This is a genomic window from Ligilactobacillus sp. (assembly GCF_036846325.1).
GTDB lineage: Bacteria > Bacillota > Bacilli > Lactobacillales > Lactobacillaceae > Ligilactobacillus.
Genome location: NZ_DAIUCE010000149.1, coordinates 1 through 3,103, shown reverse-complemented (window position 1 = coordinate 3,103; position 3,103 = coordinate 1). Strand labels below are relative to the sequence as shown.

Below are 3,103 nucleotides of genomic sequence, written 5' to 3'. Positions count from 1 at the left end.
CAACACGCAAGGGAGACCCGCCGGTGAGATCGTTCTTTGCCCGTATGTTCTACAGAATAATCAACAAGATTTCCGACACGGAAATCGTCGACGGTGCCCGCGACTTCCGTGTCATGACACGTCAGATGGTTGACGCCATTCTTCAGATGAGCGAATACAACCGTTTCTCGAAGGGAATCTTCAGCTGGGTAGGTTTCAGGACGAAGTATCTCGAGTACAAGAACCGCGAACGCGTGGCGGGCAAGACAAGCTGGAACTTCTGGAGCCTGTTCAAATACTCGATTGACGGGATTGTCAACTTCTCGCAGTTTCCGCTTGACATAGCGTCGTTTGTCGGCTTCATCTCCGCCTTCCTGTCAGGCTGCGGAATCCTGTTCATCATCATCCGCTACATCGTCCACGGCGGCGACCCGACAAGCGGCTGGGCATCAATGGTCTGCATCCTGCTCTTTGTGGGCGGCATCCAGCTCTTCTGCCTGGGAATCGTCGGCAAGTACATCGGAAAGATATTCACCGAGGTCAAGCACAGACCAATCTACATCATAAAGGAAAAGAAATAATGAATAAATTCAAGAACTTCTTCGATGTGACCATGATCAAGTTCATTCTGGTCGGCATCGTCAACACGGCGGTCGGAATGGGAACGATGTTTCTCTGCTACAACACGTTCCATTTGAGCTACTGGATATCCTCCGCCTCAAACTACGTGGTCGGAAGCATTGTCAGCTACTTTCTGAACAAGCATTTCACCTTCCAGAACAAGTCAAGGAGCATGAAGACGGTCGTTAAGTTCATCATCAACATCACGGTATGCTACCTGATTGCCTACGGCGTTGCCAAGCCGCTTGCCGTCTTGGCGTTCAGCTCGTTTGCTAAAAGCATTCAGGACAACGTTGCAATGCTTGCCGGCTCGGTGTTCTTCGTCGGGCTGAACTACATCGGACAGCGTTTCTGGGCATTCAAGGAAGATTGATTTTTCAAGGAGATTATTAAATGAGTTCAAATTATATTCTATCCTGGCATGAAAGTGTCAAGAACACAGCAGGATCAAAGGCAAAGGATGACGTTACGTCATTTTTAAAAGAAGATGGTTTCAAGGTAATTGATACACCTTGCGGCAAAATTGCCAAACTACTGTATGTGTATCTCGTCCTGCCATTCATTTTTATGATGATCAGAAAGGGAAACATCGTCATACAGTATCCAACAGGCACCCCCAGGATACTGAAACACATTACATTCATGGTCAAGAATATTTCCGGAGCAAATTTGATTTTTGTCATTCATGACATCTATTCACTTCGCAGGTTCGGGGATGATTTTCATGATTCAGAGAATGAACTGGCATTGCTGAACAAAGCTGACGGCATTGTAAGTCATAACTCCCATATGACCGCCTGGCTCAAAAATAGTGGAATCACATCCAGGATAACTGACCTGGAGATTTTTGATTATCTCACTCCCAATTCCATTCAGCCATTGAGAGATTACACCGGTTCATTATGCCTTGCCGGCAATCTCAAGAAGGCGTATTTCCTGGATAATTTCAATGCCAGGTCGCCATTGTATATATTCGGACCCGGTTCAAATGATTCATACAACAATAACATCAAGTACATGGGTGTATACTCACCAGAAGAGCTTCCGGAGCATCTGACCTACAACTTCGGCCTCATCTGGGAAGGAAGCAACACGGACACCTGCAACGGGGCTTACGGAGAATACACAAGATACAACAACCCCCACAAGGTTTCCCTTTACCTGAGCACAGGACTTCCTGTAATCATCTGGAAGCAAGCAGCACTGGCAGACTTTGTAACGAAGAACAACGTCGGAATTGCAATTGATTCCTTAAATAACATTGATGATATTCTCAGCAATGTTGATGATGAACAGTACCGACAGATGAAGGAAAATACCGACCGAATAGCACAGAAGATGCGCTCGGGATATTATATTAAAAAGGCTGTTCATAGTCTGATAGATTAGGTAAAACCAGGTCACACGCTATGACCTGGTTTTCCATCATTGGAACAACTCCTCTCTTTGCGGTATAATATAAACTATAGAAAACGATTTAAGGAGGCCCATTCCGAATGGCAGAAATCAAGATTGTCACAGACTCCTCGGCCCAGCTGACACCGGAAGAAATCGAAGAATACAACATCCACATCATCCCGCTCTCCGTTGAAATCAACGGCGAAAATCACGTTGACGGTGAAACGATTACGCGTCAGGAGCTCGTTGACGAGCTTCGCAAGGGAAACATACCCAAGACCAGCCAGCCGCCCGTGGGTCGCTTCATCGAGACATTCGAGCAGCTCGGCGCCGACGGCAGCGAGATTCTGGCAATCATGATGTCAGACGTTCTCAGCGGTACATATCATACCGCATGTTCCGCGGCAGAGATGGTCAAATGCAGTGTCACGGTCATCAACAGCAAGGAAACCGACCGTGCGCTTTCGTTCCAGGTTCTGGCAGCTGCAAAGGATGCCCGTGAAGGCAGGAGCATCAAGGAAATCAAGGCACATTGCCTTGACATTCACAAGCGCACGACGACCGACGTCCTGGTCGACAGCATGGACTGCCTCGTTGCAGGCGGCCGCGTCAGCCGTCTTGCCGGTGCCCTGACCAAGCTGATCAACCTGAAGATCATCGTGCGTCTGCGTGAAGACAGTCTTGATGTCGTCAACAAGGGAAGAAGCCGCAAGTCCTTCATTAAGTACTGCAAGGACCTGAGCAGGTTCCACGAGAATAACCGCATCGTGGAACTCTCCCTTTCAAACGTCGGCACGGACGAAGAATTCCTTGAACGCATCAAGAATGCCGTGCTGCCAGAAAACAGCAGAGATGCGAAGTACATCGCACGCCTGACAAGTCCCATCATCATGACACACACCGGTCTGAACGCTATCGGCGTCATTACGCTGGCGGAAAAGGAAGAACCAGAAGAGAACAGATAACAAAAAAACCGTCTGACAATCATCAGACGGTTTTTACTTAAATCTTATTTCCATAGAATTCATCCAGCTTGTCCATCAGTTCGCCAGAATACTTCGGATCAAACTTCCTGGCAAAAATGAAGTCACCTTCCGTTATCTTC

Annotated in this window: 3 protein-coding genes and 1 pseudogene; all 4 read left to right on the top strand. The window is 47.7% G+C overall.

Annotation, left to right across the window (positions count from 1 at the left end):
- Positions 1-560, top strand: a pseudogene (locus V7Z60_RS09530) (glycosyltransferase family 2 protein); the annotation flags it as partial.
- Positions 560-973 carry a GtrA family protein gene (locus tag V7Z60_RS09525; protein ID WP_334117578.1) on the top strand — a complete coding sequence of 138 codons (414 nt, stop codon included), beginning with the start codon at positions 560-562 and terminating at the stop codon, positions 971-973. The pseudogene V7Z60_RS09530 and the gene V7Z60_RS09525, both read left to right, overlap by 1 nt.
- A gap of 20 nt (positions 974-993) precedes the next feature.
- Complete coding sequence (locus V7Z60_RS09520) at positions 994-1,989, top strand: beta-1,6-galactofuranosyltransferase (RefSeq protein ID WP_334117577.1); 996 nt, start codon at positions 994-996, stop codon at positions 1,987-1,989.
- Between the two features lie 107 nt (positions 1,990-2,096).
- On the top strand, positions 2,097-2,963 hold the full coding sequence (locus tag V7Z60_RS09515) for a DegV family protein (RefSeq protein WP_334117576.1): 867 nt from the start codon (positions 2,097-2,099) through the stop codon (positions 2,961-2,963).
- The last annotated feature ends 140 nt before the right edge of the window (positions 2,964-3,103 follow it).